The organism is Pseudomonas sp. MYb185 (assembly GCF_002979975.1).
Lineage (GTDB): Bacteria > Pseudomonadota > Gammaproteobacteria > Pseudomonadales > Pseudomonadaceae > Halopseudomonas.
In genome coordinates this window covers 388,758-414,565 of sequence record NZ_PCQD01000002.1, presented here as the reverse complement: position 1 = coordinate 414,565, position 25,808 = coordinate 388,758, and the positions used below count along the sequence as shown (strand labels likewise).

The following is a 25,808-nucleotide window of genomic DNA, read 5'->3' as shown; positions in this document are numbered from 1 at the left end:
ATGGGCTCGGGAATGCAATGGTCAACGGTGCGTGTAGTTTTACTACATTTGAAGCAATAAAACCATCCGGTCATTTGCTTTTCTGTAGTGAAACTACATGCGGACCGGGGTTTTTTTGTTTCAGGCTTTTCCATGTGGCCCGAGCATGGCAATCTGCATCCTTTGGATGTAATCAGGATAGACCATGTCTTTTTCATTGCCCGCCACTTTGCCCACCGCACTCCGCACCGTCGTGGACCACCACCTGGCGCAGTGGCTTGGCGCAGTACATGAGGCAGGGTTGGAATCCCGCCTGGGACAGTTGGGCGATGCCTTCATGGGAGAGCTGCAACAGGTATTGGCCGGCAGCGACTTCGTCGCCGAGCAATTGCGCCGTGACCCCGGCATGGCCTGGCGACTGACGGAGGATGGACGGCTGTGGCGCTCGCTGGCCGCTGGCGAGATGGCCAGCCTGCTGGCCCAGGCGCTGGCCGATGCCGCGACTGAGGAGCAGTTGGCGCAGCGGCTGCGGCGTTTCCGCCAGCAGCACCAGGTGCGCATCATCTGGCGTGACCTGACTCGGCAGGCGCCGACCATGGAAACTACCCGGGATCTGTCGGACATGGCCGATGCCTGTCTGGAGCAGGCCTACCAATGGGTCTATCGGGAGCTGGCCAGCAGTTTCGGTACGCCTTTGAGCCATGCCGGTGAGCAGCAGCACATGGTGGTGCTGGGCATGGGCAAGCTCGGCGCGCAGGAGCTGAATCTGTCCTCGGATATCGATCTGATCTTCGCTTTTCCGGCCCAGGGGGAAACCCAGGGCGAGCGGCGCAGCCTCTCTAACCAGGAATTCTTCACCCGGGCAGGACAGCGCCTGATCAAGCTGCTCGATGAGGTCACCGTCGACGGCTTCGTGTTCCGCGTGGACATGCGCCTGCGGCCCTATGGCGACAGTGGCGCGCTGGTGTTCAGCTTCAATGCACTGGAGCAGTACTACCAGAGCCAGGGCCGGGACTGGGAGCGCTACGCCATGATCAAGGCGCGGGTGGTCGCCGGTGACCAGCGTGCCGGCGCCGAGCTGCTCGGGCTGCTCAAGCCCTTCGTCTACCGGCGCTATCTGGATTTCGCCGCCATCGAGGCGCTGCGCAATCTCAAGCAACTGATCCAGCGTGAGGTGCAGCGCAAGGGGCTGCAGGACAATGTCAAGCTGGGCTCGGGTGGCATTCGCGAGGTGGAATTCATCGGCCAGGCGTTCCAGCTGATCCACGGGGGGCGTGATCGTAGCCTGCAGCAGCGACCGATCCTGGCGGTGCTGGATGTGCTGGCGACCAATGTCTATCTGCCCGATGAGGCGGTGGACGAACTCAAGGGGGCCTATCTCTTCCTGCGCGATACCGAGCATGCGCTGCAGGCCATCGATGACCGTCAGACGCAGATGCTGCCGACCGACATGCTGGGTCAGGCCCGGGTGGCGTTGATCATGGGTTTCGACAGTTGGGATGAGTTTCGTCGCCAGTTGGAGCTACAGCGCAGCCGGGTGGCGCGGCATTTTGCCGGCGTGATTGCCGACCCGGATGAGGATGAGGATCAGCCACAGGCACCCTATGCGGAATGGATGACGTTGCTGGCGGGCTTCCCCGAGCCGGAGCAGGCCCGGGAGCAATTGGCCGAAGGCGGCTTCAAGGATCCGGAGCGGGCCTGGAATCTGCTGCAGAACCTCATGCGCTCCGGCCGCGTGCGCGCCATGCAGCGCATGGGTCGTGAACGCCTGGATGTATTCCTGCCGCGCCTGCTGGGCATGGCCTGTGAGCAGGAAGACCCGGATCTGGCGCTGGAGCGGGTGATGCCGCTGGTGGAAGCGGTGGCACGGCGCTCGGCCTATCTGGTGCTGCTGACGGAAAATCCCGGTGCGCTGCACGAGTTGCTGGTGTTGTGCGCGGCCAGCCCGTTGCTTGCCGAGCAGATCGCCCGCTATCCGGTAGTGCTCGATGAGCTGCTGAATGCCGGTCGCCTGTACCGTCCGCCGGAAACCGGCGAACTGCTGGACGAGCTGCGCCAGCAGTTGCTGCGTATTCCCGAGGATGACCTGGAGCAGCAGATGGAGGTGTTGCGCTATTTCAAGCGTGCCCACACGCTGCGCGTGGCAGCCTCGGAAGTCGCCGGCAGCCTGCCGCTGATGAAGGTCAGCGATTACCTGACCTGGATCGCCGAGGCGATCCTGCAGCAGGTGCTGCAGCTGGCCTGGCGCGACATGGTCCGGCGCCATGGGCTACCGCGGCGGCATGATGGCAGTCCCTGCGAGCTGGATTTCATCATCGTCGGTTATGGCAAGGTTGGCGGGATCGAACTCGGGCACGGCTCCGATCTGGACCTGGTATTCATCCATGACGGCGATACCGAGGCGGAAACCGATGGTCCGCGTCCGCTGGATGGTGGGCGCTTCTATACCCGGCTGGGGCAGCGCATCATCCATATGCTCAATACCCAGACCACCTCCGGTGTGCTGTACGACGTGGACATGCGCCTGCGCCCCTCGGGTGATTCCGGTCTGCTGGTCACGTCGCTGGAGGCCTTTGCCCGCTATCAGCAGGAGAAGGCCTGGACCTGGGAGCATCAGGCGCTGGTGCGGGCACGTCCGCTGGCCGGCTGCGGGCAGTTGAGCGATCGCTTCAATGCCCTGCGCGCGGCAGTGCTGGGGCGCGAGCGGGATGAGCAGGTGTTGCGCCAGGAGGTGCTGAACATGCGCCAGAAGATGCGCGACAATCTTGCCACGCAAGCCACACGGGCCGGTTTCGACGAGTCTGCCTTTACCGCCGAGGCGCAGTTTGATCTCAAGCACGACGCCGGAGGTATCGTCGATATCGAATTTATGGTGCAATATGCGGTTCTGGCCTGGTCGTGCCGGTACCCAGAGTTGCTGCGCTTTACGGATAACATCAGAATATTGGACGGGCTGCGTGACGCCGGATTGATCGCCGGTGAGGACGTTCAGCGTGTGCAGGAGGCTTACAAGGCCTACCGAGCAGTAGCCCATCGCCTGGCTTTGCAAAAGCAGCCGGGGAAAACACCTGGCGACCAGTTTCATGACTACCGACATGACATCATCCGACTCTGGCAGCAGTGGCTACCGGACGTCGTGGATGCCTGAATGACCTTGAGAATCTTTCGGCAGGCATGATCAGGCCAGAACGCAACGGGCAAGCTCCGTCTGGCCAGCCACGCGACCGTGGGCTGGCGGAGCACCTGAACCTAGTAGATAGATCTATGAATGGAGCTGGTTGTTATGTCGATGGCTGATCGTGATGGTGTTATCTGGTTTGATGGGAAAATGGTGCCGTGGCGCGAGGCCAACGTCCACGTATTGACCCACTCGCTGCACTACGGCATGGGCGTGTTCGAGGGTGTTCGCGCCTACAACACCGATCAGGGCACTGCCATCTTCCGTCTGCAGGCGCACACGGACCGCCTGTTCGATTCCGCCCACATCATGGGCATGAAGATTCCCTACACCAAGGAAGAAATCAACGAAGCGTGCCGTGCCGCGGTGCGTGAGAACAATCTGGAAACCGCCTATATCCGCCCGCTGGCATTCTACGGTTCGGAAGGCATGGGCATTCGCGCTGACAACCTCCGGGTTCATGTCGTGATCGCGGCCTGGTACTGGGGCGCCTATATGGGCGAAGAAGCGCTGGAGCAGGGCATTCGCATCCGTACCAGCTCGTTCACCCGCCACCACGTCAACATCACCATGACCCGGGCCAAATCCAGCGGCGCCTACATGAACTCCATGCTGGCCCTGCAGGAAGCGGTATCGGCCGGTGCCGACGAGGCACTGCTGCTGGACCCGGAAGGTTATGTGGCCGAAGGTTCCGGCGAGAACGTGTTCATCGTCAAGAACGGCATCATCTATACCCCGGAAGTGACCGCGTGCCTGAACGGCATCACCCGCGCTACCGTGCTGACCCTGGCCGGGGAAATGGGTATTCCGGTGGTCGAGAAGCGTATCACCCGCGACGAGGTGTACATCGCTGACGAGGCCTTCTTCACTGGCACCGCAGCGGAAGTGACGCCGATTCGCGAAGTGGACTGCCGGCAGATTGGTGCCGGTCGCCGTGGCCCGGTTACCGAGAAACTGCAGAAGGCCTACTTTGATCTGGTCAATGGCAAGAACAGCGCGTATCGCGAATGGCTGACGCCGGTCAAGTGAGCTGAAAGCTGAATACCGTCATTGCGAGCCCAAGGGGGTGTGGCAATCCACGGGGCGGGCCATCCAGTGCTGGCCGGCAACGTCCAGTGCATGGATTGCCACGTCGGCGGACGGCCGCCCCCTGCACCTCGCAATGACGATAGGATGTGAGGCTTGATGAGAATTCTGATTATCGGTCCCAGCTGGGTCGGTGACATGGTCATGGCGCAAACCTTGTTTGCCTGCCTGAAACTGCGTCACGGCCCGGACTGTGTCATCGATGTGCTGGCCCCAGAGTGGAGCCGGCCGATCCTCGAGCGCATGCCCGAGGTCAACCAGGCGCTGAGCTTCCCGCTGGGGCACGGCGTGCTGGATATCGCCAGTCGCTGGCGTATCGGCAAGAGTCTGGCCGGTCAGTACGATCAGGCCATCCTGCTGCCCAATTCCCTGAAATCGGCCCTGGTGCCGTTTTTTGCGGGGATCGCCCAGCGCACCGGCTGGCGCGGCGAAATGCGCTACGGTCTGCTGAACGATATCCGCGTGCTCGACAAGAGCCAGTATCCACTGATGATCGAGCGCTTCATGGCGCTGGCCTGGGAGCCGGAGCATCAGCTGACGCGACCCTATCCACGGCCTACCCTGCAGATCGAGTCGGCCAGTCGTGAGACGGCACTGGCACGTTTTGGCCTGGAACTGGATCGACCGGTACTGGCGCTGTGTCCCGGTGCGGAGTTCGGCGAGGCCAAGCGCTGGCCGTCCGAGCATTACGCGGCGGTAGCGGACCAGAAGGTGCGTCAGGGCTGGCAGGTCTGGTTGTTCGGTTCGAAGAACGACCACCCGGTGGGCGAACAGATTCGCGAACGGCTGCGTCCCGGGCTGCGCGAGGAGTCGACCAACCTGGCCGGGGAAACCAGCCTTGCCGAGGCCATCGACCTGCTGTCATGCGCCACGGCGGTGGTCAGCAACGACTCAGGGCTCATGCATGTCGCCGCTGCGCTGAACCGTCCACTGGTGGCAGTCTATGGCTCGACCTCGCCGGACTTCACGCCGCCCCTTGCCGAACAGGTCGAGGTAGTACGACTGGGGCTCGATTGCAGTCCCTGCTTCGATCGTACCTGCCGCTTCGGCCACTACAACTGCCTGCGTGACCTGGAACCGCAACGGGTGATCGACGCGCTGGATCGATTGGTCGGCGATCCGCTGGCCGATCCCCTGCCGGTCTGACCATGCGTGTCCTGTTGATCAAGACGTCCTCCATGGGCGATGTCATCCATACGCTGCCGGCACTGACCGATGCGCAGGCGGCAATACCTGGTATCAGTTTCGACTGGGTGGTGGAAGAGGGTTTTGCGGAGATTCCATTGTGGCATCCGGCCGTTGCCGAGGTGATACCGGTGGCCATCCGCCGCTGGCGCAAGCATCCGCTGAAAACTCTGCGCAGTGGTGAATGGCGCCGCTTCCGGCAGCGTCTGAAAACCCACAAATACGATCTGATCATCGATGCCCAGGGACTGCTGAAAAGTGCACTCCTGACGACTGGGCTCAAGACGCCGGTGGCTGGGCTGGATCGCCACTCGGTCCGCGAGCCGCTGGCCAGCCGTTGGTATGATCAGCCTCTCAGCGTGCCCTGGGGCCAACACGCGGTGGAGCGGGTGCGGCAACTGTTCGCCCAGGCGTTGGGATATCAGGTGCCCGCCGAGACCGGGGATTACGGTGTGAACCGCGCCTATCTCGCCGGCGAGCAAGCCGCCGAGCGGTATGTCGTGTTCCTGCACGGCACCACCTGGGTTACCAAGCACTGGCCGGAGCTGTACTGGAAGCAACTGGCGCAGCTGGCGGTGGAACGCGGCATCCAAGTCAAGCTGCCGTGGGGCAATGATGCGGAAAAGGCCCGGGCCGAGCGTATCGCCCAAGGTATTGCCGGTGTGCAGGTGCTGCCCAGGCTACCGCTGGCCGGTATGGCCCGCATCCTCGCCGGCGCCCGCGCCTGCGTGGCGGTGGATACCGGGCTGGGACATCTGGCTGCGGCGCTGGATGTGCCGACGGTATCCCTGTTCGGGCCAACCAACCCTGGTTGGAGTGGCGCCTACGGCCGGAGCCAGGTGCATCTGGCCAGCGACTTCCCCTGTGCTCCCTGCATGAGCAAGAAGTGCAAGTACGAGCCGACCCCCGACGATGCCCGGCAATTCGACCTGCGCCAGGAGCTGCCGCTGTGTTTTACCCGCCTGCAGCCGGAGCGGGTGATGCTGGAGTTGGAAGGGGTGTTGTGCTTGAGGGGATAGCGCGTCTGCAACCTCGCAGCCGCTGCAGCTATCGTCGAGCAGGCGCTCGACAAACCCGTGAGTCTCGGGGTGTAGCGCCCCTGCACTACGCTAACGGCTGCCTCCCCAGCTATGTACCCCCGCTCCGCCAGTGCCCACCACAGCTATGCTAAACTCGCCGATTCGAATGAATCTGTGTTCTGGCGCATATACAACAGGCGCCTTCGCCAGATAGGTGAAGACGCGGGCATCCTTGACAAAGAGAGTCCTGATGCAACTGGCATTTCTGCTCTACAAGTACTTCCCCTTCGGTGGCCTGCAGCGTGACTTCCTGCGTATCGCCCAGGTCTGCCAGCAGCGCGGGCATGCTATTCGTGTGTACACCATGGGTTGGGAAGGCGAGCGCCCATCAGGCTTCGATATCCGTATTGTTCCGGCGCGGGCAATGAGCAGCCAGCGGCGCAATGAGAAATTCGTCACCTGGGTGCAGGCAGACCTCAAGCGTGACCCGGCCGACCGGGTGGTGGGCTTCAACAAGATGCCGGGGCTGGATGTCTATTACGCTGCCGATGGCTGTTATGAGGACAAGGCGCAGAACCAGCGCAGCTGGTTCTATCAGTACGGTCCGCGCTATCGGCATTTTTCCGCCTACGAGCGGGCGGTCTTCGGGCCTGAAGGGCGCACCGAGATCCTGATGATCTCCGAAGTGCAACTGCCGTTGTTCATGAAGCACTACCGCACACCGGTCGAGCGTTTCCATCTATTGCCTCCCGGCATTGCGCTTGACCGCCGCGCACCGGCCAATGCGGCGGAGATCCGTGCTGGTCTGCGTGCTGAATTCAAGCTGACCGATGATGATCTGCTGCTGGTGCAGATCGGCTCGGGTTTCAAGACCAAGGGGCTGGATCGTACCCTGGAGGCGGTCGCGGCTCTGCCGCCGGCGCTGCGCCAGCGCACGCGTCTGATCGTCATGGGCGCCGATGATCCGGCGCCATTCCTGCGTCAGATGCGTTCCCTGGGACTGTCCGAACAGGTGCAGATCCTCAAGGGACGCAGCGATGTACCACGCTTCCTGCTGGGCGCTGACCTGTTGATCCACCCGGCCTACAACGAGAACACCGGTACCGTGCTGCTGGAGGCGCTGGTAGCGGGGCTGCCGGTACTGACCACGGCAGCCTGCGGCTATGCCCATTACATCGAAGAGGCCGATTGCGGGCTGGTGATGCCGGAGCCTTTCGAGCAGAACACCCTCGACAGCTGGCTGGCACGTATTCTGGATGACCCGCAGACGCGCGAGGAGTGGCAGCAGAACGCCCTGGAATATGCCGAGCATGCCGATCTGTACAGCATGCCGGAACGGGCCGCCGATGTGATTCTGGGAGAGCTGGTTTGAAGCTGGTGTTGCATGAACCCTTCAAGTCCCTGTGGGCCGGACGAGATGCCTTTGTCGAGGTGGAGCAGCTGCAGGGCGAGGTCTTTCGCGAGCTGGAAGCACGCCGCACGCTGCGCACCGAGGTGGCTGGACGGGGCTATTTTGTGAAGATTCACCGCGGCGTTGGCTGGAGCGAGATATTCAAGAACTGGTCGACACTCAAGAGACCGGTGCTCGGTGCCGACCAGGAGTGGGAGGCGATCGGGGCCTTGACCCGTGCCGGTGTGCCGACCATGACCGCCGTGGCCTTTGGGGAGCGCGGCAGCAGTCCTGCGGCGCGACACTCCTTCATCATCACCGAGGAACTGGCGCCGACCATCAGTCTGGAGGACTTCAGCCGCGACTGGCCGAGCCATCCGCCGCCAGCAGCGCTCAAGCATGCGCTTATCCATCGGGTAGCTGACATGACCGGACGCATGCACCGTGCCGGCGTCAATCACCGTGACTGCTATATCTGCCACTTCCTGCTGCATATCGATACCCCGCCCCGTGCGGACAATCTGCGCCTGTCGCTGATCGACCTGCACCGGGCGCAGGTGCGCACGGAGGTGCCACGCCGCTGGCGCGACAAGGATCTGGCCGGGCTGTATTTCTCGGCGTTGAATATCGGACTGAGCGAACGCGACAAGCTGCGCTTTCTCAAGACCTATTTCCAGTTGCCGCTGCGACGGATTCTTGCGGAGGAAGCGGCTCTGCTGAGCATGCTGGAGCGCAAGGCAGCCAGGTTGCAGACGCGCTTCGAGCGCAAGTACGCCAAGGACGGTAGCGAAAGATGAGCAGTTGGACACTCAACCCGGAATATGTCATCGGCCCTGCCGGTGCAGCCTTTGCATCTCTGGATGCGGTGTTTGCGCTGCAGGGGGAACAAGTCGCCAGCGATCCGCTGAGCGAGGTGCTGCGGGTCCAGGTTGGCTCGCGACACTATTACGTCAAGCGCTACCATGGTGCCGGCAAGCATCTGCGGCGCTTCATCGGGCGTCCGCGGGTGCGCGCAGAATGGCGCAACCTGCTGTACTTTCGCGCCTGGGGTATCCCCGTCGCCACTGTTGTCGGCTATGGCATGGAAAAGCGCTTCGGTGGTTTCCAGCGCGGAGCACTGATCACCGAAGAGCTGCAGGGAACGCGGGATATGGCACGCCTGGCGGCTGAGCATGCCCCGTGCCTGCATGACCCGCGCTGGGCGAGGCATGTCCTGCATCAGGTAGCTGATGCCACCCGGATAATGCATGAGCATCGCTTTGCCCACAATGATCTCAAATGGCGCAATATCCTGGTGGACGGAGCGCCACTGGGCAACATCTACCTGATCGACTGCCCGGGCGGAACCTTCTGGTGGGGACCGTTCCTGGAGCGGCGCAAGATCAAGGATTTGGCCTGTCTGGACAAGATCGGCAAATTCCACCTGAGTCGTACCCAGAGGCTGCGTTTCTATCTGCTGTACTGTGGGCGGGAGCGGCTCAATCGGGCGGATCGCGTGCGTATCGGCAAGATCGTGCGGTATTTCGAGGGACGAGAATGAGTGCATCGCCTTTTGTTTCGGTGAGTGTGCGCGATACGTTGCGGCGACATCAGCTCGATAGCTTCGACGCATTGTGGAATGTCGCGGCGCAGCAGGTGGATGAGCCCAACCGCGCCCGTGGCGGCTTCAGCAGCGTCAGCCGGCTGACGCTGGAAGATGCCAATGGACAGCCACAGGTCTTCTACCTCAAGCGTCAGAGCAACTACCTGATTCGCAGTTTGCGCAGACCTTTGGGTGAGCCGACTGCCGGGCGCGAGTTCTACAATATAGGTCGCTATGCCGAACGCGGTATTCCAGCGTTGGAGGCGGCCTACTACGCCCGGCGTCGGGTTGACGGTAAGGTGCAGGCCATTCTGCTGACCCGGGCGTTGGAAGGCTACCAGCCCCTGGACCATTGGTTCTCCCGTTGGGACCAGTTGGGCTACCGTCTGCAGCGTGATCTGCTCATAGCGGCAGCGGCACTGGTGGCGCAGTTGCACGGGAGCGGGGTGGTGCACAATTGCCTCTACCCCAAACATCTGTTTCTCAAGCCGCTCGCCGATGGGGTTGGGGTGCGTCTGATCGATCTGGAAAAATCCCGCGCCCATCTTTTCTCCCCCTGGGGGAACATGCGTGACCTGGATGCCCTGAATCGCCGCAGTCAGGCGCCCAGCCGGACCCAGCGCCTGCGTTTTCTGTTGACCTATCTGGGCAAATCAGAGGTTGACGCGCAGGTTCGCTATTGGGCAACACGAGTGACCCAGCGCTCTGCCAGCAAACGCAAGGGGCGCAAATGAGTTCGTCCACCGCCAGGCTGCGCGATGCCGGGCGCACCCCGCCGGTCGACCTCAGCCTGCAGCTCGCCGCGGGCAAGCCGCTGCTCATCCGGCAGTGGCTGCGCATTCTGCCGGGAAAGCGCCTGGTCGGACGCGGCGAATGGAATGGCCAGCAGGTGCTCGCCAAGCTGTTCATCGCCACCGGTGCCGAACGTCATTGGCAGCGTGAGAGCGTGGGTATCCAGGCCCTGCAGAGGGCGGGCATCACCACGCCTGCTCTGCTGGACAGTGGTGAGCTGCCCGGTGGCGGGCGCTATCTGCTGACCGAATATCTGCCGGGCGCGCAAAGTCTGCAGCAGCTCTGGGAGCGACTACCCGACCGGTCACCGGGCAGCCCCGAGGCGGTCGCCATCCTGCAGGGTGCGCTGGAAGCCATTGCCGCCATGCATGCTCAGGGGCTGGCGCAGACTGACCTGCATCTGGGTAACTTCCTGCAGGATGCGCAACAGCTGTATGTCATCGATGGGGACGCGATCGAGGCGAAGGAGCCGGGCAAGCCGCTGGGATTGCCGATGGCCCAGAGCAACCTTGCGCTGTTCTTCGCCCAGTTGATGCCGCAATGGGACCAGCAGGTGGATCATCTGCTGCAGTCCTACCTGGCTTGCCATCCGTTGCCGGGCCTGCAGAGTCAGCACCTGCTCATGGACATTCACGCGCAACGCCAGATACGGCTGGATGGCTTTCTCGATAAGACACTGCGTGATTGCAGCCAGTTTGCGGTTGAGCGGTCCTGCAACCGCTTTGCAGTCGTATTGCGCTCGGAGCAGGAAACGCTGGCATCTTTGCTGGCCGCGCCAGATAGTGTCTTCAACGGCAAGCCATTACTCAAGGACGGGGGGAGCAGCACCGTTACCCGCGCCACGGTGGGTGGCCGTGAAATGGTCATCAAGCGCTACAACATCAAGGGGTTCGGTCATTGGCTCACGCGTTTCTGGCGTCCGAGCCGGGCCTGGAACTCCTGGTTGGCGGCCTGGAGACTGGAATTCCTCGGTATCGCCACGCCCAGGCCGCTGGCGATGATCGAGCGTCGTATCGGGCCCTGGCGCCGCCAGGCCTGGCTGATCAGCGAGTACTGCCCAGGGCCGAACCTGATCCAGCGCCTGGATGAGACAGGTGCAACGATCCCTGATCCAGTAATTGCCGAGGCATTGCTGCGAACCTTCAACCAGTTGGTGGCGGCAGGCATCAGCCATGGTGACTTCAAGGCCACCAACCTGCTGTGGCAGGACGATCAAGTGGTATTGATCGATCTGGATGTCATGCAGGCGCACCGCAGCGAGGCCGGGCGACGCAAGGCCTGGGCGAAGGACCGCGCACGCTTCATTCGCAATTGGCCAGCAGGGTCTGCCCTGGCGCAATGGCTGGAATCAGTCATGCCCCGCTGATAGCTACTGCTTCAGTGAACAGCGCCCGCTTACGGGTTGCCGTGCACCTGCTCGACGACAGGGCCCTGTCCGGCAAGACCAGATGCCATCTCTTCGACAATCGATGTCAGGCCGGTAATGGTAGATCACCGTCCACCAGGAAGTCGGGCAGTATGAAGGTGGTCAGTGTATTGGTAGCAATCTGCTTGAAGGAAACTGCCTGGGCGCTGAGCTCGCACAGCCACTGACTACTATTGTCCGGTTGCCGGGAGCGGAGTGCGGCAGGGGCGAACAGCGCTATGCAGTGGCCCCGCTCGGGGTCCCGCGCCGAGGGGTATTCGAAGGCCTGCACGCCGGCTGCCCGCATGGCGCTGCCGAGCAGCTGACACGGCAGGTAGTGGCTGGGATGCGTCAGCTCGCCAAGGTGCTGAGTGAACGGCTGCTGCAGGCGAACCCCCGCCGGCGTGTGATAGCGCGCCGAGAACAAGGTATGTTCGCTGCGTATCCGGTCCTTCGGCGAGGGCCCCTCCATCGAATACCAGAACACGAAGCGATAATAGGCGGATTCGGCCAGTGTCGTGTGCACCGTACCGCCACCATAGAACAGGCTGGGTTCGTGGGTGCGGCCAAAGCGCGAGCCCCAGCGCAGGGGAGGATAGCGGAACGGACTCTTGAGCAGATAATGCAGGGTTTCGGTATCCGTGGGGTAGGGTGGCTTCACGCTATCGAGCAATTCTTCCAGCAGTGCCTGCTCCTCCAGGGTGTCCACATAACCCAGGGTGGCAATCTGGCCCTGGCTCTCCACCAGGCGAAACAGCCGGCCCTGTAGCAGGCCGATATGCTCAGGGCCTTCGCTTGCTTCCCAGATCATCAGGTCTTGCCCCGCAGCGCATCAGCGAACTGCAGCACACTCATCAGCCCCTGAATGCTGGCTACCTGCTCAGCCGGAATGCCGCCCGTGATCTTGTTGGGGGTGCGCATGAAATGCCTGATCCAGTCCTCATCACCCCCGGTCAGCGCATGCAGCGCCCGTGCCGTGCGTATCAACAGCAGCGCCAGCTCACCTTGCTTCGACTGTGGATCAAGCGACTGGCTCTGCTTGAGTCGACTCACCGCGGTGCGATGCATCCCCAGTACCGCCGCCAGCTCGGCCTGCTTCAGGCCAAGCTGCGTGGCCGCGCGCAGCACTGCCTTGGCGAGGACGGCATCAGCGCTTGGTTGTATGCGTTCTGCAATATGCATGAGGTGCTCCTGCCTGTGTTTCATATGCACATTGTAGTGCTTGTTTGTGATATTTGAACCTTTGGCGTGAGCTTCCCGACGGGCCGTCTGTGGTCAAGTCCCCGGTTTTTTTGGCAGCGGAGCAGGTGGCGGGATGCCATAACGGGCAGACTAGGCGAGCCAGTGGCGGCAAATGTGTATAAAATCCTTCCCTTTACCGTTTCTGAAAGAGGTGTACCCGTGGGCCTGACCATTCTCGGACTTTCCGGCGCATTGAGCCATGACCCGTCAGCTGCGTTGTATATCGATGGCAAGTTGATCGCCGCTGTGGAAGAAGAGCGTTTCGTGCGCGACAAGCACGCGAAAAATCGCATGCCCTACGAGTCCGCCAAATTCTGCCTGGAGCAGGCCGGCATCAAGCCGGAGGATGTGGATATCGTCGCCATCCCCTTCGCTCCCATCAGCATTTTCGAGAAGGCTCGCTGGCATTACGCCAAGCGCTACTGGTACGCTCCCGACCGCTCACTGGATGCCATCTTCATGGGCAACCGACGCTACCATCGCTACAAGAAGCGCATCCAGTGGTGTCTGCAGCAACTGGGCTTCGACCTGAAGAAGGTCAAGCTGGAACCGGTCGAGCACCACCTGGCCCACGCCTCCAGCGCCTATCACTGCTCGGGCTTCCAGGAGAAGACCGCGATCCTCGGTATCGATGGCAAGGGCGAGTACGCCACCACCTTCTTCGGTTACGGCGAGAACGGCAAGATCCACAAGATCAAGGAATTCTATGATCCGGACTCGCTGGGCGGACTGTATGGCGCCCTCACCGAATACCTGGGCTTCGAGATGCTCGATGGCGAGTTCAAGGTCATGGGTATGGCGCCTTATGGCGATGCCGCCAAATACGACTTCTCGCGGTTGGCCAAGTTCGAGAACGGTGAGCTGACCATCAATACCGACTACGCCAACGTGATCGGCTTCCGCCGCTACAAGGAGAAGGGCAAGGGCTTCTACTTCTCGCCCAAGCTGATCGAATGGCTCGGCCCCAAGCGCGAAGGGGACATCGCCGACGACCCCTACATCCACTATGCCGCCAGCATGCAGGCGCTGTTCGAGAAGCTGGCCCTGGAAATGATGGACTACTATCTCGGTGACATCCTTCGTGAGACCGGCAAGATCGCCTTTGCCGGCGGTTGCGCGCTGAACGTCAAGCTGAACCAGAAAATCATTGCCCGTGACGAGGTCAAGGAGCTGTTCGTGCAGCCGGCCTCCGGCGATGCCGGAACGGCGGTGGGTGCCGCTGCCTATATCTCGGTGAAGAACGGCGTGCCGGTGGAGAAGATGGAACACGTCTATCTTGGCCCCAGTTACAGCAACGAAGACATCATTGCTGCCTGCGCGCGCCACCCGAACCAGCCGCAATGGCAGCAGATCGATGACGTACCCGAGCGCATCGCCCAGATCATGGTCGAAGGTAACCCCGTAGCCTGGTTCCAGGGCCGTATGGAGTTCGGCCCGCGCGCCCTGGGCGGCCGCTCCATCATCGGTTGCCCGAGCGTACCCGGCGTTGCCGACCGCATCAACGAACAGATCAAGTTCCGCGAACGCTGGCGCCCATTCTGCCCGTCCATGCTCGACACCGTCGCCCCGCAGATGCTCAAGGTCGACCACCCCAGCCCCTTCATGACCTTCACCTTCGAGGTCAACGAGGAATGGAAAACCCGTGTGGGAGAAGTCGTCCACGAAGACGGCACCTCCCGCGCCCAGGTGCTGGAACGCCAGCACAACCCGCGCTGGTACGATCTGATGCTCGAACTGGAGAAGCTGACCGGCAACGGCGTATCGCTCAACACCTCACTCAACCGCCGGGGGGAGCCTATGGTGTGCTCGCCGACAGATGCGTTGAACATGTTCTATGGGTCGGATCTGGAGTATCTGATCATGGAGGATGTGTTGGTGGTGAAGGAAGGAGTGCGCTGAGTTGAATCCGCGACTAGCGTATCGTCGTGATATAGATGGTCTGCGGGCGGTTGCGGTGCTACCGGTGGTTCTATATCACTTAGGAGTGGCACCGTTTTCCGGAGGCTTCGTCGGCGTCGACGTGTTTTTTGTTATCTCCGGCTTTCTGATCACAAGTATTGTCTATCGTGAGTTGCAGGCTGGTGAGTTCAGCTATGCGGGCTTCTATGAGCGTCGTATTCGCCGATTGTTCCCAGCACTGGCAGTAATGCTGCTGGTGACGGCAGTGGTGGCTTGGTTCCTGCTGTTGCCAGAGGATTACAAGCTGTTCAGTGAGGCGCAGGGATTGGCGGTGCTATTCCTGGCCAATATTCACTTCTGGAACAAAACCGACTACTTCAATGATGCCGTCAGCAACATCCCACTGCTACATACCTGGTCGTTGTCGGTGGAGGAGCAGTTTTACATACTGTTTCCGCCACTGTTGCTGCTTCTGGTGCGCTTTGTACCGCGCCGCATTAACCTGATTCTGCTGGGGCTGGCCATTCTCTCGTTGTTCGGGGCACAGCGTGCGCTTTCCAGTACTCCAGAGAGCGCCTTCTACTTGGTGCATCTGCGTGCCTGGGAGCTGTTATCTGGTGCTCTGCTGGCTACCGGTTTGTTGCCTGCTCACCGTTGGCAGTGGCTACGTGAACTTTCGGCTCTGATGGGGCTGCTACTGATTCTAGGTAGTGTCTTCCTGCTCAATAAAAGCACTGCCTTTCCCGGGGTTTCGGCATTACCGGCGGTGCTTGGTTCAGCATTGATGATTCATGCAGGTCAGACTGGCTCGACCCTGGTGGGGCGGCTGTTGGGCTGGAAACTGCTGGTGTTCTTCGGATTGATCTCCTATTCGCTGTATCTATGGCACTGGCCACTGTTCACATTTGCCGCATATTACAAGATAGTACCGTTCACAACATGGGAGCAGGTCGGGCTTCTTGCCTTGGCCTGCCTGCTCGGCTGGCTATCATGGCGCTTTATCGAATCGCCGTTCCGCGGCAAGCCGGATCTGGCATCCCGTGGTCGGCTCTTCAAACGGGCCGGTTGGGTTGCCGGCTTTCTGATCCTTGTTGCCCTGCCTGGGGCGATAAGCAAGGGGGCTGCATTCAGATTGCCTGATGCTGTGGCAGAGATAGCAGCAGTGGAGGAAGAAAAAATACCATTTCGGCGGCCCTGTTTTGGTCTCGCCGTTGATGATGTCGATAAGGAGCGCAACATCTGTACGCTGGGCAGCGAAGGGGAGGCCAGCTTCCTGCTGTGGGGAGACTCGCATGCTCTGTCGCTGGCCCATGGCTTCGACCTCGCGGCCAAAGGGCTGGAGAGCTCCGGACGGTTTCTAGCCCGCTCGGTATGCCCGCCGGCACTTAGTAGCCGTGAATTCAAACCATCAGAGGTCTCCTGTGCGGAATTCAATTCTGCCGTGGTGCGCTATCTCGAGCGGCACCCAGAAATACGCAAGGTGATTCTGGTCGGTGTGTGGTCAAATTATCTGCGAGGTGATGTTGAGCTGATCGATTCGGATACCAGTTTTGCGGCTGGTTTTGAGCGGACTCTGGAATATCTCAAGAGTAGTGGACGACAGGCCACGCTGATTGAGCAGGTACCGCTGATAGAGCATAACGTACCGCAAACGTTGGCCCGCCTGGAATGGCTTGAGCGTGAGCTGGATATTCGCACACCCCGCCAGCAACACGATGCCGAGGTTCTGCCTGCGCAGACTTTCTTCAAAGGCATGATGGAGCGCTACTCGTTTACTCGTGTGAATCTGGCAGAACTGATGTGTGACGATCAGTTCTGCCAGGTACAGCAGCAGAGCCAGTTACTGTATCGAGACTCAAACCATCTGAGTAAATTTGGCTCCGAGTTTATGGCGCCATTATTGAGTACGGCTCTGGCTGGTCCGGTACTTGCCCAGCAAGGGAAATGAACTGTGTAGGGGCAATATGCATAAAGCTCGGCTTCATCGGCGGGGCTCAGCGACCGATGCGCTGAACATGTTTTTATAAGCCGCATCTTCAATATCTGAGCATGGAGCACGGGGGAATCGATGATTCAGCGTAATGGTAACGAGGCGAGCTATGGGTAACATGTTGCCAGTGCACCGTAAGATGAGGACAGCGAACTATGAGTAGTAAAGTGGTTTACTTTTCAAAGATGTTTCAGGCTGTGCCTCATTTGGCTCAGGTAGCCACTGAACTGACGGGTACTTTTGTTACCAGTCGCCGCTCGACCTTGAAAGCGGTGAACCGCTTGTACCCCAAGCTGGAGACTGCGCGCTACTCAAAGTATCTGAGAGGGCTGAGCAAGGGGAATCGGCTTCTCAAAAATGCGGATATCATTGTCACCGGATCTCCCTATCGTAGTTTCTTGGCACCTTACGAGGCAAAGAAAGCGACGGTGTTTCATGGGACTTATATGATGTTGTCTCAGGATGCGCTGGCAAAGAATCAGCATTTTGACCTGCTGTGCGTCATTGGCCCCAGAATGAAAACCATGATTGAGCGGTTTTCAGATGATATCCAGGTTAATGCCGTGGATACCGGGTTTTTGCCGTTCTGTGAGTACCCTGAGCAATCGCTAATCCAGAAAAACGCACTCCTGAATAAGCTCTGCTTGAATCCGGAAAAGCGCACGATTATCTATACTCCTAGCCGTAGAGGGCTTGGCTCATGGGACTTGGCTGCGGAGCAGCTTGTTTTGACAGCACCGGAGCATTTCAATCTGGTCTTGCGTCCGCATCCCAGCCAGTCTCTCACCTCTCGGAGGAAAGACCGTCAGAGCTTCCAGCGGGTACAACGGTTGATTATGCAAAGGCGGGATGCCTATCTGGATCTCGGAACCTGCTCGTTGGCAGAGCTGGTGTCGATAGCGGACCTGGTAGTATCGGATGCCAACTCGCCCAGCGAGGAGTCATTATTCTACGATGTTCCACAGATGTTTATTGAGACAGATAGCTTTTCCCGAGATTTCTTATTCAATCTCGGGGTGAAAGAATCCATGCATCCCGATGACCTGGCCAAGCTATTGACTTTATATGACTGCGGACCTAGTCATTTCATACGTGACTCAATAGGGTTCTCTGAAATACTAGACGACGCCATCAGTTGTGCTCGGCCTTATGCGAAACAGCGCGATAACTATTTTTCATGGGTATTTGGCAAGCGCGACCGGTTAGCTAACCAGCGTGTATCTGAAGCCATACAAACTTATTTGATGTGAGGAGCTTTCCTATGCTCAGCAATAAAACCATCCTCGTCACCGGCGGTACTGGCTCCTTCGGTAATACCTTCGTGCCTATGACGCTGGCCAAGTATAACCCCAAGAAAATCATCATCTTTTCCCGTGACGAGATGAAACAATGGGACATGGCGAAGAAGTTTGCAGATGACCCGCGTATTCGTTTCTTCATTGGTGATGTGCGTGATAAAGAGCGCCTGTACCGTGCGCTGGATGGTGTGGATTATGTGGTCCATGCCGCGGCGACCAAGATCGTGCCGACCGCCGAGTACAACCCCTTTGAGTGCATCAAGACCAATGTGTTGGGCGCGATGAATCTGATTGATGCCTGTATCGACAAGGGCGTGAAGGGAGTGGTCGCGCTGTCTACCGACAAAGCCAGCAGCCCGATCAACCTGTATGGCGCCACCAAGTTGACATCCGACAAGCTATTCGTTGCCGGTAACGCCTACTCCGGAGAGCACGGTACTCGCTTCTCGGTGGTACGTTACGGGAATGTCATGGGCTCGCGCGGCTCGGTCATTCCATTTTTCATGTCCATCATGGACAAAGGTGTGCTGCCGATCACCGATGAGCGGATGACCCGCTTCATGATTTCGCTGGAAGAAGGAGTGGATCTAGTCTGGCATGCCTTTGAGGATATGGTCGGTGGCGAGATCTACGTGAAGAAGATCCCTTCCATGAAGGTCACCGACCTGGCCCGGGTGGTAGCGCCTGAAGCCAAACAGGAAGTGGTGGGCATTCGCCCCGGTGAGAAATTGCATGAGCAGATGATCAGCGCCGAAGATGCCTATTACACGTACGAATACCCCGAGCACTTCAAGATCCTGCCGGTAATCAACGATTGGAGCAACTCACCCGAGCGCATCAAGGATGGCACGAAGGTGCCGGAAGGTTTTGTCTATTCGAGCGACAATAACAGCGAATGGATGTCTGACGAGCAGTTGCAAACCTGGATCGAGACTAACCGGGAAAAGATCGGGAGTATCTGAACATGATCCCCTACGGCAGGCAGGAGATTACTGAGGCGGATATCGAGGCCGTGGTAACGGTACTCAGGTCCGACTTTCTTACCCAGGGCCCCATGGTGCCGCGCTTTGAGCAGGCGGTGGCTACTCATGTGGGTGCCCGCCATGCACTGGCGGTGAACAGCGCAACGTCCGCTCTGCACATTGCCTGTCTCGCGTTGGGCCTTGGAGAAGGTGACTGGTTGTGGACCACGCCAGTTACCTTTGTCGCCTCGGCCAACTGTGGGTTGTACTGCGGTGCCCAGGTCGATTTTGTCGATATTGATCCGACGACCTACAACCTGTGTCCAGTTGCGCTACAGGCCAAGCTGGAAGTGGCTGAGCGGGAAGGGCGCCTACCGAAGGTGGTGGTGGCCGTGCACTTGTGCGGCCAACCCTGCGATATGGCTGCCATCCACGCCCTGGGGCAGCGCTATGGTTTCAGGATCATTGAAGATGCCTCGCATGCCATTGGTGGTAAGTACAAGGGCGAGTTTATTGGTAGTGGGGCTTATAGCGATATCACGGTGTTCAGCTTTCACCCGGTGAAAATCATCACCACCGCCGAAGGCGGCATGGCACTGACCAATGATGACGACCTGGCCCAGCGCATGGCATTGCTGCGCAGCCACGGCATTACCCGCGATCCCGCGTTGATGACGCAGGCGCCGGATGGCCCCTGGTATTATCAGCAAGTGGATCTGGGCTTCAATTACCGTATGACCGAGCTGCAGGCGGCATTGGGTGTCAGCCAGATGGCGCGTCTGGACCAGTTTGTGGCGCGCCGTCATCAACTGTTCAGGCGTTACGATGATCTATTAAGCGGTCTGCCGGTTCTGACGCCTTGGCAGCATCCGGACAGCTACTCGGGCCTGCACCTATATGTGATTCGTCTGAAGCTGGGCCAGATTCAGAACAGCCACCGCGAGGTGTTTGAAGCGCTGCGCGAGCAGGGCATTGGGGTCAACCTGCATTACATCCCGGTGCACACCCAGCCGTACTATCAGCAGATGGGCTTTCAGATCGGGGACTTCCCGCAGGCGGAGCAATATTACGCCGAAGCCATCAGCTTGCCCATGTTCCAGACCATGACCGATGCACAGCAGGATGAGGTGGTGGCCGCTGTGAGCCAGGCAGTAAAGGCAACAGGCGCATGAGGCTGGCGGTCATCCCGGCGCGGGGTGGAAGCAAACGCATTCCCCGCAAGAACATCAAGGTCTTTTGCGGCAAACCGATGCTTGCCTGGTCGATTGAGGCCGCTGTAGAGAGCGGCTGCTTCGATCAGGTAATTGTCTCCACCGACGATGCCGAGGTTGCCGAGGTCGCACGGGAGTATGGTGCCGTAGTGCCCTTTGTGCGCCCTGCGGAGCTGTCGGACGATCACACCGGCACCCTCCCGGTGATCCGCCATGCCGTCGAGTGGGTCAATGCACACAGCAGCACACCGGTCCGGCAAGTGTGTTGCCTGTATGCCACTGCCCCGTTCGTTCGCGCCGAGGATATCCGGCAGGGCTTATCGGTATTGGATGACACAGGCAGTGACTACGCCTTTTCGGTCACCAGTTACGCGTTCCCTATTCAGCGCGCTATTCGTCTGACAGCACAGGGGCGAGTAGAGATGTTCAACTCCGCGCATTTCAATACCCGTTCGCAGGACCTGGAAGAGGCTTACCATGATGCGGGCCAGTTCTACTGGGGGCAGGCCGAGGCCTGGTTGCAGGGCAAAGTGATTTTTGGAGAGGGCGCTGCGCCCGTACTGCTGCCCCGTCACCGTGTCCAGGACATCGACACCCCAGAAGACTGGGAACGGGCCGAATGGATGTTCAAGGCCCAGCAGACGCAGTCCGAGCAATGAATAACCGAGCAGTCGTCTTCCGCGCCGATGCATCGCTGGAGATGGGTACGGGCCACCTCATGCGTTGCCTCACCCTGGCCAATGCGCTGCAGGCCCAGGGACGCGACTGCCATTTTATCTGCCGGGAACATACTGGGAACCTTATCGAGTATGTCCGCCAGCAAGGCCATGAGGTGCACCCGCTGGCCTGTATATCCGACGCTGAGATGGACGGGACGCCTATCCACGCGCGCTGGCTTGGGGCAACGCAGGCGCAGGATGCGGTGTTGTGCGCGGCGATCCTGTCGAACCTCCAGCCGCAGTGGTTGGTGGTGGACCATTACGCACTGGATGCCCGCTGGGAACAACAGCTTAAACCGCACTATCACAAGCTGCTGGTCATCGATGATCTTGCTGACCGCCCGCACCAGTGTGATGTTTTATTGGATCAGACGCTGGGCCGTGACCCACTGGATTATCAACCTTGGGTGCCAGCGGGTTGCAGGGTGCTGTGTGGCGCCCAGTACGCGCTGCTGCGCCCTGAGTTTGCAGCCCTGCGCTCTTACAGCCTGCAACGTCGACAGTCGGCGCCGCTGCACCATATCCTGGTGAGCATGGGCGGGGTGGACAAGGATAATGCCACTGGGCAGATACTGACGGCGCTGGCAACCGCCGAGCTGCCAGCGGAGGGCGCGATTACCGTGGTTATGGGCTCGACCGCGCCCTGGCTTGAGACGATCCGACGGCAGGCGGCCCGTATGCCGGTGACAACCCTGGTCAGATCAGGAGTCAGTGACATGGCGCAACTGATGGCCGATAGTGATCTGGCCATCGGCGCCGCTGGAGCAACGTCGTGGGAGCGATGCTGTCTTGGGTTACCCACGATCATGGTAGTTCTAGCAGACAATCAACAGCAGGTCGCTGCAGGGTTACAGAATGCTCAGGCTGTCAGGGTGTTGGCAGCATCACAAGACATACCGTTGGCGCTACCGATATTGATGAGAGAGCTACTGCAGTCGACCGGGCAACTTCATCTGATGAGTGAGGCGGCAGCTGCTGTGACCGACGGCACCGGGACAACTCGGGTCATCGGGCATCTGGAGTAGTACATGGAACAAAGCAAGGCTCAACGGATCCGCCGCATGAGGCAAGATGATCTCGAACAGGTGCTCGCCTGGCGGAACCATCCTGATGTGCGGCGCTATATGTATACGCAGCATGAAATTGCCCTGAGCGAACATACTCGCTGGTTCGAACGGGCCTCACAGGATGCCGCACGGCATCTGCTGATCTTCGAACGTGACGGCGTCGCGCAGGGTTTCATCAATCTGCATGAGATCGCACCCGGCGGCATTGCTGATTGGGGATTCTATGCGGCACCCGAAGCGCCCAAAGGCACGGGACGCCAACTGGGGTACAGTCTCTTGCAATATGCTTTCGGCGAACTCGGCCTGCATAAGATCTGCGGCCAGGCACTGGCCTTTAACGCACGCTCCATCCAATTTCATCTCCGCCTGGGCTTTCAGCAGGAGGGGATCTTGCGTGATCAGCACTTTGACGGCCAGCAGTACCATGCTGTGGTGTGCTTTGGTTTACTCGCAGCTGATTGGCAACCGACTACAGAGAGATAGCTTATGTCCACCATTCCCTACATCACTATTGCCGGGCGCCGTATCGCCAGCGACGCGTCACCCTATATCATCGCCGAACTATCCGCCAACCATAATGGCCGCCTGGGTACCGCGCTGAAAATCATCGAAGAAGCCAAGAAAGCCGGTGCGGATGCGGTTAAGCTGCAGACCTATACCGCCGATACCATTACCCTGGATTGTGACTCGGAAGAGTTTCAGATCCACGGTGGGCTGTGGGACGGCAAGACGCTGTACCAGCTGTACCAGGAAGCCCACATGCCGTGGGACTGGCATAAACCGCTGTTCGAGCGCGCCCGTGAACTGGGTATCACCATCTTCAGTTCCCCGTTCGACAATACCGCTGTGGACTTGTTGGAAGATCTGAATGCCCCAGCGTACAAGATTGCGTCCTTCGAAGCCGTCGACCTACCGCTGATCAAGTATGTGGCGAGCACCGGCAAGCCGATGATCATCTCAACCGGCATGGCCGATGCCGATGAGATCAGTGAAGCCATTGAGGCGGCGCGTGACGGTGGCTGTAAAGAGTTGGCTGTACTGCATTGCGTCAGCGGCTACCCCGCACCGGCTGCCGATTACAACCTGCGCACCATACCTGATATGGTGGCCCGTTATGGGCTGGTTACAGGGTTGTCCGACCACACCCTGGACAATACCACGGCGATTGCCAGCGTGGTGCTGGGCGCCTCCATCATTGAAAAGCACTTCACGCTGGATCGCAGTGGTGGTGGCCCTGATGACAGCTTTTCGCTGGAGCCGGCTGAGCTGGCCGCTTTATGTCGTGACAGCAAGACGGCCTGGTCTGCGCTGGGTGAGGTGAATTATGGTCGCAAATCCAGTGAGCAGGGTAATGCACAGTTTCGGCGGTCACTGTACTTTGTGAAGGATCTGAAGGCGGGTGATGTCATCACTGCTGATGCCATACGTAGTGTTAGACCTGGCTTTGGTATGGCGCCAAAAAGGCACCATGATGTTATCGGTAGACGGGTTAATCGAGATGTGGTCAGCTGTACGCCGGTTTCGCTCGAAGCTCTGAGCCCATCTGAAGGGCACGGCTCAAACTGAAACACGCTTTGCTCTATCCACTGCTAGCAATAGCCGGGGTCAGATGACAATTACGATATTCTTAATTTTATCTGACCTGATGGCAGGCACTTAACTTAAAGGGTTTTCTGCCTCAGCAGACAATGAGTTCGCCGCAGTGCCTGATCAAGGTTATCCAGCAGCGTAGCCAGAACCATTCTAGGCGAGAAATAATAAGAATTTTGTTGCGAATACGTCTCAGTGCTGGTCTCATGCTGCCTGCTTGCATCAAGCATATGAAGCGCTCTTTCATATACATGGTCCATCAGGATCCCCAATCTAAAAGCAGGACCTAGCCAATGCATTACCTGTCAGGCCTAACCGGATGGCTCAATCGCTATAAACTTTCATTGGGGGTCTCGCTCCTTGCCAGCGCGCTGCTGTATTTCGTGCTTGAGCCGCCGGCGATTGCCGATCTCTCGGAAGAGCACCGGCATTACACAGGTGAACTCTTGCAATCCTGGGACAGGGGGGAGGTTGTTGTCTTGCTGCGCCATCTTGAGCGTTGTGATCGATACGATGTGCCCTGTCTGACCGACAAGAGTGGGCTGACCGCACGTGCCAAACTGGTTGGGGACGAGCTTCATGAAGATTTTGGCGAGCTGGGTTTGGATAAAGCGATTGTCTACAACAGCCCCGCGCTGAGAACAGCAGAGACCGAGGCATTGGTATTTGGTGATGTTGGGGAAGAGCGCGATTGGCTAGCCAGTTGCGAAGAGGATTTTATCGACAATGCTCTGAGCAACAAGCAGGCGGACCGGAATCTGATCCTGGTCACTCACAGTCACTGCATCAATCATGCTCAAGAGGCATTGGGTTATGCCGAAGAGCTACCCTCGTACGGTTCGGCAATTTTCCTGTCGCTCGAAGATAATCCTGAGGTGGTCAAAGTGCTAGGTTTTATTGATCCTGAGGATTGGGATTTAACATTCGGGCATTGAGTCTCTTCTTGTCTCGCCTGGGTGCAGTACTCATCTTGCAAGCGGCTGCGGCATACCTCATGCCTGCCGTCCCGTATGGTCATGCTGCGTAGGTAGAGCGCGCGCATGGCCTCCCTCCCTGGGAAGCTGAACGCTTCCTGAACGAAACGCGGAAACCCAACAGCGGGAAAGCAAATTTCCCTATATTAGGTCCGCTGGCAGATGCCGCCCTTCAAGTTCGTTATTTCATCATCATGAGGTTGTGCCCAAGCGGGGAAGTCATGCTTCCTGCAGAGGCATCGGGATAGCTATGGCCAAAAATCACGGGTTCACCACTGATGCTTTGTGCGCTGCATCCAGTGGAGCCTCCTCTGCCCAGCGCAAGGCGGCCTAGTTCCATGTTCGACCTGTTTCGTCTTTATCGCGAGCGTGGCTGGACTCCCATCGATGCCCAGGATTACCAGCAGGCCTGGATGCGCTGGGGTGGCAGTGTAGCGACGCACCCGGAGATCGTAGCCGGGTTATCAGCGTTGGCTGGCATAGAGGTGCATTACCTGGGCTGGTTTGGCGAAGGTGAGCTGCAGGCGGCGATGCCTGTCTGGGGCAAGCATCTGGCGTTGGCCAAGGCGGTGCTGAAACGTCAGAAGAAGTGTGGCGTTTTCGATTTGGGCAATGCCGAGATCATCCTGCCTCAGGCGCCGGGTTCACTCATATCGGTACGCCATGCCAGTGGCTATATATCCGAGCTGCATGTCGACCGGGTGTCAACTCTCCGACAGCAGAAGGAAGAGCTTGCGCTGGCCCGGGAGCCTGAGCAGTACAGCAGGAAATTTCGCTACAACCAACGTCGTGAGCTGCGTTTACTGGAAGAGCGGGGCGGCGTTATTGCACCGGTCAGTCAGCTATCGGCTGTCGATCAGGCGGAGATATACACCGCCCTGTTTGAGAAGCGCTGGGGATTCGCGGTGCCGGGTAAGGATTACCTGGTGGAGGTGTTCAGTCTGCTGCGGGGATTCATGACCGGCAGCTTCATTAGTATCGATGGTGTTCCGGCCGCGTTTCAGGTGCTGTACCGGGTGGAATCGCCCGAGTGGGTCAGTGTTGAGTACATCAATGGCGGGGTGGACCCGGTGTTCAACGAACTGAGTCCAGGCAGCGTATTGAGTTTCGTGAACACTCAGGCCGAGTGGAGGCACGCCCGTGATCTCGGCAAGACCCTGCGCTATTCATTTGGCCGTGCTGACCGTCAGTACAAGGATCGCTGGTGCAGGCGTGTTCCCGTGTATGAGGTGAGATAAGG

The 25,808-nt window shown here is 59.3% G+C and carries 22 protein-coding genes; 20 read left to right on the top strand and 2 right to left on the bottom strand.

From position 1 onward, the window contains the following. The first annotated feature begins 184 nt into the window (after positions 1-184). The 9 genes from glnE (at position 185) to CQ007_RS04335 (ending at position 11,577) form a co-directional block, all read left to right on the top strand. Positions 185-3,127 (top strand): bifunctional [glutamate--ammonia ligase]-adenylyl-L-tyrosine phosphorylase/[glutamate--ammonia-ligase] adenylyltransferase, encoded by a 2,943-nt coding sequence (gene glnE, locus CQ007_RS04375; protein WP_105643696.1) that lies wholly within the window; start codon positions 185-187, stop codon positions 3,125-3,127. A gap of 135 nt (positions 3,128-3,262) precedes the next feature. Further along, on the top strand, positions 3,263-4,186 hold the full coding sequence (locus CQ007_RS04370) for a branched-chain amino acid transaminase (protein WP_105643695.1): 924 nt from the start codon (positions 3,263-3,265) through the stop codon (positions 4,184-4,186). A 156-nt stretch (positions 4,187-4,342) separates the two neighbouring features. Beyond that, positions 4,343-5,389: a lipopolysaccharide heptosyltransferase II gene (gene waaF / locus CQ007_RS04365; RefSeq protein ID WP_105643694.1), complete on the top strand. Its 1,047-nt coding sequence runs from the start codon at positions 4,343-4,345 to the stop codon at positions 5,387-5,389. Between the two features lie 2 nt (positions 5,390-5,391). Next, on the top strand, positions 5,392-6,447 hold the full coding sequence (waaC, locus tag CQ007_RS04360) for a lipopolysaccharide heptosyltransferase I (protein ID WP_105643693.1): 1,056 nt from the start codon (positions 5,392-5,394) through the stop codon (positions 6,445-6,447). Positions 6,448-6,697: 250 nt separating this feature from the next. After that, positions 6,698-7,819, top strand: coding sequence for a glycosyltransferase family 4 protein (locus tag CQ007_RS04355; RefSeq protein WP_105643692.1), 1,122 nt, complete (start codon positions 6,698-6,700; stop codon positions 7,817-7,819). Continuing rightward, positions 7,816-8,634 (top strand): lipopolysaccharide core heptose(I) kinase RfaP, encoded by an 819-nt coding sequence (gene rfaP / locus CQ007_RS04350; RefSeq protein WP_105643691.1) that lies wholly within the window; start codon positions 7,816-7,818, stop codon positions 8,632-8,634. Before CQ007_RS04355 ends, rfaP begins: the two co-directional genes overlap by 4 nt. Next, complete coding sequence (locus CQ007_RS04345) at positions 8,631-9,377, top strand: lipopolysaccharide kinase InaA family protein (RefSeq protein ID WP_105643690.1); 747 nt, start codon at positions 8,631-8,633, stop codon at positions 9,375-9,377. Before rfaP ends, CQ007_RS04345 begins: the two co-directional genes overlap by 4 nt. Further along, positions 9,374-10,153, top strand: coding sequence for a lipopolysaccharide kinase InaA family protein (locus tag CQ007_RS04340; RefSeq protein WP_105643689.1), 780 nt, complete (start codon positions 9,374-9,376; stop codon positions 10,151-10,153). The genes CQ007_RS04345 and CQ007_RS04340 overlap by 4 nt, the downstream gene beginning before the upstream one ends. Then, the gene (locus CQ007_RS04335) at positions 10,150-11,577 is read left to right on the top strand and encodes a lipopolysaccharide kinase InaA family protein (protein ID WP_105643688.1); all 1,428 of its coding nucleotides are present in this window, start codon (positions 10,150-10,152) and stop codon (positions 11,575-11,577) included. The genes CQ007_RS04340 and CQ007_RS04335 overlap by 4 nt, the downstream gene beginning before the upstream one ends. Positions 11,578-11,683: 106 nt before the next feature. Here CQ007_RS04335 and CQ007_RS04330 read toward each other — a convergent pair whose 3' ends face one another. Next, positions 11,684-12,427 (bottom strand): RES family NAD+ phosphorylase, encoded by a 744-nt coding sequence (locus CQ007_RS04330; protein ID WP_105643687.1) that lies wholly within the window; start codon positions 12,425-12,427, stop codon positions 11,684-11,686. Continuing rightward, a complete protein-coding gene (locus CQ007_RS04325) occupies positions 12,427-12,798 on the bottom strand; it encodes an MbcA/ParS/Xre antitoxin family protein (RefSeq protein WP_105643686.1) in 372 nt (123 codons plus the stop codon). Before CQ007_RS04325 ends, CQ007_RS04330 begins: the two co-directional genes overlap by 1 nt. Positions 12,799-13,017: 219 nt before the next feature. Between CQ007_RS04325 and CQ007_RS04320 the strand changes: the two genes are divergently transcribed. From CQ007_RS04320 to CQ007_RS04270, 11 genes are all read left to right on the top strand, one after another. Further along, positions 13,018-14,757 (top strand): carbamoyltransferase, encoded by a 1,740-nt coding sequence (locus tag CQ007_RS04320; RefSeq protein ID WP_105643685.1) that lies wholly within the window; start codon positions 13,018-13,020, stop codon positions 14,755-14,757. Between the two features lies 1 nt (position 14,758). Continuing rightward, a complete protein-coding gene (locus CQ007_RS04315; RefSeq protein ID WP_105643684.1) occupies positions 14,759-16,705 on the top strand; it encodes an acyltransferase family protein in 1,947 nt (648 codons plus the stop codon). A gap of 197 nt (positions 16,706-16,902) precedes the next feature. Continuing rightward, positions 16,903-17,997: a hypothetical protein gene (locus tag CQ007_RS04310; RefSeq protein WP_105643683.1), complete on the top strand. Its 1,095-nt coding sequence runs from the start codon at positions 16,903-16,905 to the stop codon at positions 17,995-17,997. 11 nt (positions 17,998-18,008) lie between these two features. Further along, positions 18,009-19,007 (top strand): UDP-N-acetylglucosamine 4,6-dehydratase (inverting), encoded by a 999-nt coding sequence (pseB, locus tag CQ007_RS04305; protein ID WP_105643682.1) that lies wholly within the window; start codon positions 18,009-18,011, stop codon positions 19,005-19,007. Between the two features lie 2 nt (positions 19,008-19,009). After that, positions 19,010-20,179: a UDP-4-amino-4,6-dideoxy-N-acetyl-beta-L-altrosamine transaminase gene (gene pseC / locus CQ007_RS04300; protein WP_105643681.1), complete on the top strand. Its 1,170-nt coding sequence runs from the start codon at positions 19,010-19,012 to the stop codon at positions 20,177-20,179. After that, positions 20,176-20,877, top strand: coding sequence for a pseudaminic acid cytidylyltransferase (pseF, locus tag CQ007_RS04295; RefSeq protein WP_105643680.1), 702 nt, complete (start codon positions 20,176-20,178; stop codon positions 20,875-20,877). Before pseC ends, pseF begins: the two co-directional genes overlap by 4 nt. Continuing rightward, complete coding sequence (gene pseG / locus CQ007_RS04290) at positions 20,874-21,962, top strand: UDP-2,4-diacetamido-2,4,6-trideoxy-beta-L-altropyranose hydrolase (RefSeq protein ID WP_105643679.1); 1,089 nt, start codon at positions 20,874-20,876, stop codon at positions 21,960-21,962. Before pseF ends, pseG begins: the two co-directional genes overlap by 4 nt. Positions 21,963-21,965: 3 nt before the next feature. Continuing rightward, positions 21,966-22,487 (top strand): UDP-4-amino-4,6-dideoxy-N-acetyl-beta-L-altrosamine N-acetyltransferase, encoded by a 522-nt coding sequence (pseH, locus tag CQ007_RS04285; protein WP_371919790.1) that lies wholly within the window; start codon positions 21,966-21,968, stop codon positions 22,485-22,487. Positions 22,488-22,490: 3 nt separating this feature from the next. Next, on the top strand, positions 22,491-23,570 hold the full coding sequence (pseI, locus tag CQ007_RS04280; protein WP_105643678.1) for a pseudaminic acid synthase: 1,080 nt from the start codon (positions 22,491-22,493) through the stop codon (positions 23,568-23,570). Between the two features lie 317 nt (positions 23,571-23,887). Then, positions 23,888-24,529: a histidine phosphatase family protein gene (locus tag CQ007_RS04275; protein WP_105643677.1), complete on the top strand. Its 642-nt coding sequence runs from the start codon at positions 23,888-23,890 to the stop codon at positions 24,527-24,529. Positions 24,530-24,906: 377 nt separating this feature from the next. Beyond that, positions 24,907-25,806 carry a GNAT family N-acetyltransferase gene (locus CQ007_RS04270; protein WP_105643676.1) on the top strand — a complete coding sequence of 300 codons (900 nt, stop codon included), beginning with the start codon at positions 24,907-24,909 and terminating at the stop codon, positions 25,804-25,806. The last annotated feature ends 2 nt before the right edge of the window (positions 25,807-25,808 follow it).

What these genes read in the sequence shown, in the direction of transcription:
- glnE (WP_105643696.1), top strand. Translation starts at nt 185, where the DNA reads ATGTCTTTTTCATTGCCCGCCACTTTGCCCACCGCACTCCGCACCGTC.
- CQ007_RS04370 (WP_105643695.1), top strand. Translation starts at nt 3,263, where the DNA reads ATGTCGATGGCTGATCGTGATGGTGTTATCTGGTTTGATGGGAAAATG.
- waaF (WP_105643694.1), top strand. Translation starts at nt 4,343, where the DNA reads ATGAGAATTCTGATTATCGGTCCCAGCTGGGTCGGTGACATGGTCATG.
- waaC (WP_105643693.1), top strand. Translation starts at nt 5,392, where the DNA reads ATGCGTGTCCTGTTGATCAAGACGTCCTCCATGGGCGATGTCATCCAT.
- CQ007_RS04355 (WP_105643692.1), top strand. Translation starts at nt 6,698, where the DNA reads ATGCAACTGGCATTTCTGCTCTACAAGTACTTCCCCTTCGGTGGCCTG.
- CQ007_RS04345 (WP_105643690.1), top strand. Translation starts at nt 8,631, where the DNA reads ATGAGCAGTTGGACACTCAACCCGGAATATGTCATCGGCCCTGCCGGT.
- CQ007_RS04340 (WP_105643689.1), top strand. Translation starts at nt 9,374, where the DNA reads ATGAGTGCATCGCCTTTTGTTTCGGTGAGTGTGCGCGATACGTTGCGG.
- CQ007_RS04335 (WP_105643688.1), top strand. Translation starts at nt 10,150, where the DNA reads ATGAGTTCGTCCACCGCCAGGCTGCGCGATGCCGGGCGCACCCCGCCG.
- CQ007_RS04330 (WP_105643687.1), bottom strand. Translation starts at nt 12,427, where the DNA reads ATGATCTGGGAAGCAAGCGAAGGCCCTGAGCATATCGGCCTGCTACAG.
- CQ007_RS04325 (WP_105643686.1), bottom strand. Translation starts at nt 12,798, where the DNA reads ATGCATATTGCAGAACGCATACAACCAAGCGCTGATGCCGTCCTCGCC.
- CQ007_RS04310 (WP_105643683.1), top strand. Translation starts at nt 16,903, where the DNA reads ATGAGTAGTAAAGTGGTTTACTTTTCAAAGATGTTTCAGGCTGTGCCT.
- pseB (WP_105643682.1), top strand. Translation starts at nt 18,009, where the DNA reads ATGCTCAGCAATAAAACCATCCTCGTCACCGGCGGTACTGGCTCCTTC.
- pseC (WP_105643681.1), top strand. Translation starts at nt 19,010, where the DNA reads ATGATCCCCTACGGCAGGCAGGAGATTACTGAGGCGGATATCGAGGCC.
- pseF (WP_105643680.1), top strand. Translation starts at nt 20,176, where the DNA reads ATGAGGCTGGCGGTCATCCCGGCGCGGGGTGGAAGCAAACGCATTCCC.
- pseG (WP_105643679.1), top strand. Translation starts at nt 20,874, where the DNA reads ATGAATAACCGAGCAGTCGTCTTCCGCGCCGATGCATCGCTGGAGATG.
- pseH (WP_371919790.1), top strand. Translation starts at nt 21,966, where the DNA reads ATGGAACAAAGCAAGGCTCAACGGATCCGCCGCATGAGGCAAGATGAT.
- pseI (WP_105643678.1), top strand. Translation starts at nt 22,491, where the DNA reads ATGTCCACCATTCCCTACATCACTATTGCCGGGCGCCGTATCGCCAGC.
- CQ007_RS04275 (WP_105643677.1), top strand. Translation starts at nt 23,888, where the DNA reads ATGCATTACCTGTCAGGCCTAACCGGATGGCTCAATCGCTATAAACTT.
- CQ007_RS04270 (WP_105643676.1), top strand. Translation starts at nt 24,907, where the DNA reads ATGTTCGACCTGTTTCGTCTTTATCGCGAGCGTGGCTGGACTCCCATC.